At 77.3% G+C, this 6,216-nt stretch carries 5 protein-coding genes; 3 read left to right on the top strand and 2 right to left on the bottom strand.

What is annotated here, in order from left to right; translation table 11 throughout:
- Positions 1–44: 44 nt before the first annotated feature.
- Both KJP73_RS18460 and KJP73_RS18455 read left to right on the top strand, forming a co-directional pair.
- On the top strand, positions 45–3,116 hold the full coding sequence (locus tag KJP73_RS18460; RefSeq protein ID WP_213284346.1) for an alpha-mannosidase: 3,072 nt from the start codon (positions 45–47) through the stop codon (positions 3,114–3,116).
- Positions 3,117–3,180: 64 nt separating this feature from the next.
- Positions 3,181–3,591: a DUF4259 domain-containing protein gene (locus KJP73_RS18455; protein ID WP_213284345.1), complete on the top strand. Its 411-nt coding sequence runs from the start codon at positions 3,181–3,183 to the stop codon at positions 3,589–3,591.
- A 33-nt stretch (positions 3,592–3,624) separates the two neighbouring features.
- Here the strand turns inward: KJP73_RS18455 and KJP73_RS18450 are convergent, their stop codons facing one another.
- On the bottom strand, positions 3,625–4,905 hold the full coding sequence (locus tag KJP73_RS18450) for an FAD-dependent oxidoreductase (RefSeq protein ID WP_249669541.1): 1,281 nt from the start codon (positions 4,903–4,905) through the stop codon (positions 3,625–3,627).
- Between the two features lie 110 nt (positions 4,906–5,015).
- Here KJP73_RS18450 and KJP73_RS18445 point away from each other — a divergent pair, with 110 nt between their 5' ends.
- Positions 5,016–5,405, top strand: coding sequence for a DUF3017 domain-containing protein (locus tag KJP73_RS18445; protein WP_213284344.1), 390 nt, complete (start codon positions 5,016–5,018; stop codon positions 5,403–5,405).
- Positions 5,406–5,478: 73 nt separating this feature from the next.
- Here KJP73_RS18445 and KJP73_RS18440 read toward each other — a convergent pair.
- Positions 5,479–6,216, bottom strand: a 738-nt coding sequence (locus KJP73_RS18440; protein WP_213284343.1) for an aquaporin, incomplete at its 5' end; no start/stop codon positions are given.

Below are 6,216 nucleotides of genomic sequence, written 5' to 3'. Positions count from 1 at the left end.
ACAAGAGCGCATGCCATGACTCCCGCCACCCCGGAAGGTGATCCATGCCCGTCGACGTCGACGCCGCCCGTGTCCTGCAGCGCGTGCAGCGGTTCCTGCACGAGCGCCTGACCCCCGCCCTGGTCGCCGGCCGCGCGCCGCTGACCGTGACCGCGTGGACGGCGCCGGGGGAGCCGGTGCCGTTCGGCGAGGCCGTCGCCCAGGAGTACGCGCCGGCGCCGCCCGGGACGCCGTGGGGTGCGCCGTGGAGCACCACGTGGTTCCGGATGACCGGTGACGTGCCCGACGGCTGGCTCGCGTCCGACGCCGTGCGCGCGGGCCGGCACGCCGTGGAGCTCGCGATCGACCTCGGGTTCACCACCACCCAGCCCGGGTTCCAGGCGGAGGGCCTGGTCCTGCGGCCCGACGGCGTCGCGGTCAAGGGCCTGTCCCCGCTGAACCAGGCGGTGCCGTGGGCCGACGCGACGGTGGACGTCTTCGTCGAGGCCGCGGGCAACCCCGACGTCGGCAGCAGCACCTGGTACGGACCCACGCCGCTCGGCGACCCCCTGACCGCGGGGACGGACCCGCTGTACGCGCTGCGGTCCGCGGAGGTGGTGCTGCGGGACGTCGAGGTGTGGGAGCTCTGGCAGGACCTGCTCGCGGTGCAGGGGCTGGTCGAGGTCACCGACCCCGGCTCCACCCGGTACGCCCGGGCGCTGCGGGCGCTGGACCTGGTGGTCGACGCGATCGACCCCCGCGACGTCGCGGGCACGGCCTCGGAGGGCCGGGCGGTCCTGCGGCCGGTGCTGGACGTCCCGGCCGCCGCGGGCGGGCACCGGGTGCTCGCGACCGGGCACGCGCACATCGACTCCGCGTGGCTGTGGCCGGCGCGGGAGACGGTCCGCAAGTGCTCGCGGACGTTCGCCAGCGTCGTGTCCCTGATGGACGAGCGCGAGGACTTCGTGTTCGCGTGCTCGTCCGCGCAGCAGTACGCGTGGGTCGCCGAGCGGCACCCCGAGCTGTTCGAGCGGATCCGGGAGAAGGTCGCCGCCGGGCAGTTCGTCCCCGTCGGCGGCATGTGGGTCGAGTCGGACACCAACATGCCCGGCGGCGAGGCGCTGGCCCGGCAGATGGTCGAGGGCAAGCGCTACTTCCTGGACGAGCTCGGCGTCGAGACGCAGGACGTCTGGCTGCCCGACTCGTTCGGCTACACCGGGGCGCTGCCGCAGATCGTGCGCGCCGCGGGCTCCCGGTGGTTCCTGTCGCAGAAGCTCTCCTGGAACGACACCAACGCGATGCCGCACCACACGTTCAGCTGGGAGGGGATCGACGGCTCGCGGGTGCTCGCGCACTTCCCGCCCGTCGACACCTACAACTCGAACCTCTCCCCGCGGGAGCTCGCGCACGCGGAGCGGAACTTCCGGGACAAGGACGTCGCGAGCACCTCGCTCGTGCCGTTCGGCTGGGGCGACGGCGGCGGCGGCCCGACGCGGGAGATGCTCGCGGCGGCGGACCGCGCCCGGTCGCTGGCCGGCCTCCCCGAGGTCGAGATCGGGTCGCCGAACACGTTCTTCGAGCGCGCGGAGCAGGAGCTGGCCGCGGCGGGCCCGGGGAGCCCCGCGGTGTGGTCCGGGGAGATGTACCTGGAGTACCACCGCGGCACCTACACCTCGCAGGCCCGGACCAAGCGCGGCAACCGGCGCAGCGAGCACCTGCTGCGCGAGGCCGAGCTGTGGGCGGCGACCGCGACGGTCCGCACCGGCGCGGCGTACCCGGCCGACGAGCTGCGCGCGCTGTGGCGCGTGGTGCTCCTGCACCAGTTCCACGACATCCTCCCGGGCTCGTCGATCGGGTGGGTCTACCGGCAGGCGGAGGAGGCGTACGCCGACGTCGAGCACCGGGCGGAGGCCGTGATCGCCGCGGCGCTCACGGCCCTGGTGGGCGAGGGCGACGGGACGGTCCGCGTGAACGCGGCCCCGCACGACCGCGACGGGCTGCCGGCGCTGGGCGGTGCCCTGGCGTCGGACGCCGCCGGGGCGGGCGGCGGCACCGTCGAGGTGCTGCGCGAGGGGGACGGGCTGCGGGTCCGCACCGACCTGCTCGACGTGCGGCTGACGCCCGGCGGCCAGCTCGCCTCCGTGCGGGACCTCGCCGCCGACCGCGAGGTCGTGGCGCCCGGGACGGTCGCGAACCTGCTGCAGCTGCACCGCGACGTGCCGCGGCAGTGGGACGCCTGGGACATCGACGCGGAGTACCGCCGCACGGTGCAGGACCTGCTCGACGCCGACTCGCTGGAGGTCGTCGCCGAGAAGCCGGACCTCGCGGTGGTCCGGACCTCCCGGACGGTCGGGGAGTCGACGATCGTGCAGGACCTGACGTTCCGGCCGGGTACGCGCGTCGTCGAGATCGACACGGAGGTCGACTGGCACGAGCGGCAGCGGCTGCTCAAGCTCGCGTTCCCGCTGGACGTGCACGCCGACCGGTCCGCCGCCGAGACGCAGTTCGGTCACGTGCACCGCCCCACCCACACCAACACCTCGTGGGACGTGGCGCGGTACGAGATCTGCGCGCACCGCTGGCTGCACGTCGGCGAGCCCGGGTACGGCGTCTCTGTGGCGAACGACGCGACGTACGGGCACGACGTCACGCGGACCGTCTCCGACGACGGCGGCACCGCGACCGTCGTGCGGCAGTCGCTGCTGCGCGCGCCGCTGTTCCCCGACCCCGAGGCCGACCAGGGCACCCACCGGTTCCGCACCGTGCTGCACGTCGGCGCCGGCATCCCCGAGGCCGTGGTCGACGGGTACCGCGCGAACCTGCCGGTGCGGGAGGTCCGCGGCGGCCGGGGGGTCGAGCCGCTGGTCACGGTGTCCGGGGCGGGCGTCGTGGTCGAGGCGGTCAAGCTCGCCGACGACGGCTCGGGCGACGTCGTCGTCCGGCTGTACGAGGCGCACGGCACCCGGGCGCGGGCCGTCGTCACGCCGGGGTTCGACGCCGCGGGGGTCACCGAGGTCGACCTGCTGGAGCGGGAGGTCCCCGCGCGGGCGGTGGTCGGCGGCGGCGACGTCCCCGGCGCGGCGGCGCTGGACGTCCGGCCGTTCCAGCTGGTGACCCTCCGGATCCGCCGGGCCTGACCGCCCCGGCCCGTCACCGCGCCGCCCGGGCGTCCCCCCGGGCGGCGCGCTAGGGTCGGCGCGCATGGGGACCTGGGGATCGGCGCCGTTCGAGAACGACGGGGCGGGCGACCTGCTGGCGGACATCCGGCACGGCGAGTTCACGTTCGAGGACGTCGACGCGGCGTTCGCCGACGACGAGTACCTGGAGGCCGACGGCGGGCAGCTGGCGCTCGCGCTGGTCGAGCTGGCGCTCGCGGTGCACGGGCAGCCGCACGCCCCGCTGCCCGACGGCGACGAGGACGCGGTCGTCGCGGCGTTCGCCCCGCACCTCACGCCCGGGCGCACGGTGTGGCTGTGCGAGCAGGCCGAGCGCGCGCTCGCCGACCCCGACACCTCGGAGCTCTACGAGCTGTGGACCGAGCCGGGCGCGGACGCGTGGCGCGAGGCGGCGCTGGCGTCGGTCGCCCGGCTCCGGGCCGTGGCGCGCGGCTGAGCCCGGGGGCCGCGCCCGGCGGCCGGGGGCGCGTCAGCCCGCGACGGCCTTCGTCAGCAGGACGGCGGGGTCGGCGGCCCGCACGCGGTCGAGCACCGGCAGGGCCGGCCCGGAGAACAGCCGGCGCGCGCCCCCGACGTCCCGCGGGCGGTCGACGGCGAACGCGGCGGTGAGGGTCCCGGTGCCGGGCGCGAACCACAGCGCCGTCCAGCCCGCGTCGCCCGCCGGGTCGCCGCGCAGCAGCACCTCGTCGTCCGCGCCCGGCAGCCCGTACAGCGCGAGCTCGTGCCCGAGCTGGGTGGAGAACACGTACGGCGCGAGGTCGGGCTCCGCGGGCGTCCCGCCCAGCAGCCCGGCGACGGCGACCGCCGGACCCCGCAGCGCGGCGTCCCAGTGCCCGCCGGGGACCCAGCCGTGGCGTGCCGACCGGCGCCGGGCGGCGTCGCCCACCACGCGCACCCGCCACGGGCCGCCGACAGGGGCGTGCCGCTCGTCCACCCGCACCGACCCGTCGGGGTCCCGGGGGAGCGCGTCCCCGATCCAGGCGGTCGCCGGCCGCGCGCCCACGGCGGCGAGCACCACGTCGGCGGGCAGCACCGCCCCGTCGGCGAGCGTCACCGCGTCCTGCGTCACCGCCGCCACCGCGACCCCCGTGCGCAGCCGGACGCCCGCCCGCTCGAACCACGGGGCGGTCAGCGCGCCGACGACCGGGCCCAGCGCGGTGCCGAGCGGCGCGTCGCGCGCCTCGACCACGGTCACGTCGGCACCGGCGGCCGCGGCGACCGTGGCGACCTCCGCACCGACCCAGCCCGCGCCGATGACCACGAGCCGCCGCCCCGGGGCCGCGGGGGTCGCACCGGCGCGGAACCCGAGACCGGCCCGGAGCCGCTCGGCGTCCGCGGCGGTGTGCAGGGTCAGCGCGGCTGCCCAGGCGGGCGGTCGCACGGCGGACGCGCCCGTGGCGACCACGACCGCCTCCGCGCGCACCGGACCGGCGGCCGTCTGCACCTCGACCCCGTCGTCGTGCACCGCCAGCGCCGTCGCCGGCCGGGCCAGGTGCACCTCGTCGGCGAGCGCCAGGGCGTCCGCGGCGAGCTCGTCGGAGAGCCAGGCGGGTGCCGGGCGGTCGAGCAGGTGCTTGGACAGCGGCGGCCGGTCGTAGGGCGCGACGCCCTCGGCGCCGAGCACGGTCACCCGGCCGCCGTACCCCTGGGCGCGCAGCTCCAGGACGGTGCGGGCCCCGGCCAGGCCGGCCCCGACGACGACCACGGACGACGGCACGAGCGGGGACGCGGGGGCACCGGGAGCAGGCACCCCGCCACCGTAACCGCCACCGCGGACGTCCCGGGCCGTCCAGGCGCCCGCGGTACCCTCGGAGCCGTCGCGCGGCCCGCAGCCGCGCCGTGAGCGGGGAAGGGACGGACGTGACGCACGAGAGCGCACCGGAGCCCGCCCCGCAGCCCACCCCGCCGCCGGCCCCCGTACCCGGCGACGAGTGGTACGACGCCGAGGGCCGGCCGCTCGACCCCCGCGCCATCGCCCGCGCGTCCCTCGCGGCCGACCGCAACTGGTCGCTCTGGGTGATCGTCGGCGCCGTGATCCTGTCCGGCGCCGTCGCGCTGGTCGCGGGCACCCCGACGGGCGCGCTCGTCCTGGCCGTGTTCCTGGCGTGCTGCGCGGTGGTGCGCGGCGTCGTGCGCGGGGGGCCGGCCGCCCTGGTGGTCCGCAGCCGCGCGGTGGACGTCGCGGCCCTGGCGGGGCTGGCACTGGCGATCGCCGTGCTCTCGCAGATCGTGCCCGCGCCCCCGTCCTGACGCGCGTGACCCCGGACGTGCCGAGGGGCGGCGACCCGGCCGGGTCGCCGCCCCTCGGGCGCGGGGTGCTCGGTCAGACGACCGGGCGGACCTCCACGTCGATCTCCTCGAGCTCGAGGTCCTCGTCCAGGACGTCGTCGTCCTCCGGGGCGGAGGAGAACGCCCGGTACAGCAGCGCGGCGAGCGCGGCGCCGACCAGCGGCGCGACCCAGAACACCCAGACCTGGCCCCAGGCCCACGAGTCCGAGAAGATCGCCGTGGCGGTCGCCCGGACCGGGTTCAGCGCGGCGTTCGTGACGGGGCCCGCGACCAGCACCGCGAAGGCGAGGGTCAGGCCGACGGCGAACGCGGCCTGGCGACGCGCGCCGCGGCGGTCGGTCGCCCCCAGGTACACGCCGACGAGCACGGCGGTCAGCACGCCCTCGATGAGCAGCGCGGCGATGACGCCGAAGCCCTCGGGGCTGCTGGTCGCGGTGGCCAGCGGGGAGTGCGTGTCGTAGCCGTTCGCGGCCTGGCTGAAGAACTGCCGCTCGGCGCCCTCGAGCGCGGGGAACGACGACACGGTCACGAACAGGACCGCCGCGGCGAGCGCGCCGCCGACCAGCTGCGCGATCCAGTAGGGCAGCACGTGCGTCCACGGGGTGCGGCCGGCCAGGGCGGAGCCCAGCGTGATCGCCGGGTTGAAGTGCCCGCCCGACACGTGCGCGACCGCCAGGAACGCCGCGATGGTGCCGAAACCGAACGCCAGCGCGGTGCCGAGCGTCTGGGCGCCGGTGAACGACGCGAACAGCGCCGTGCCGAGGCCCGCGAG

This window comes from Cellulomonas hominis (assembly GCF_901521055.1).
Lineage (GTDB): Bacteria > Actinomycetota > Actinomycetes > Actinomycetales > Cellulomonadaceae > Cellulomonas > Cellulomonas endometrii.
The sequence above is the reverse complement of the archived record's forward strand: the minus strand, read 5'-3'. Positions and strand labels throughout refer to the sequence as shown.

Coding starts and splice junctions, on each gene's coding strand:
- KJP73_RS18460 (WP_213284346.1), top strand. CDS start 45: ATGCCCGTCGACGTCGACGCCGCCCGTGTCCTGCAGCGCGTGCAGCGG.
- KJP73_RS18455 (WP_213284345.1), top strand. CDS start 3,181: ATGGGGACCTGGGGATCGGCGCCGTTCGAGAACGACGGGGCGGGCGAC.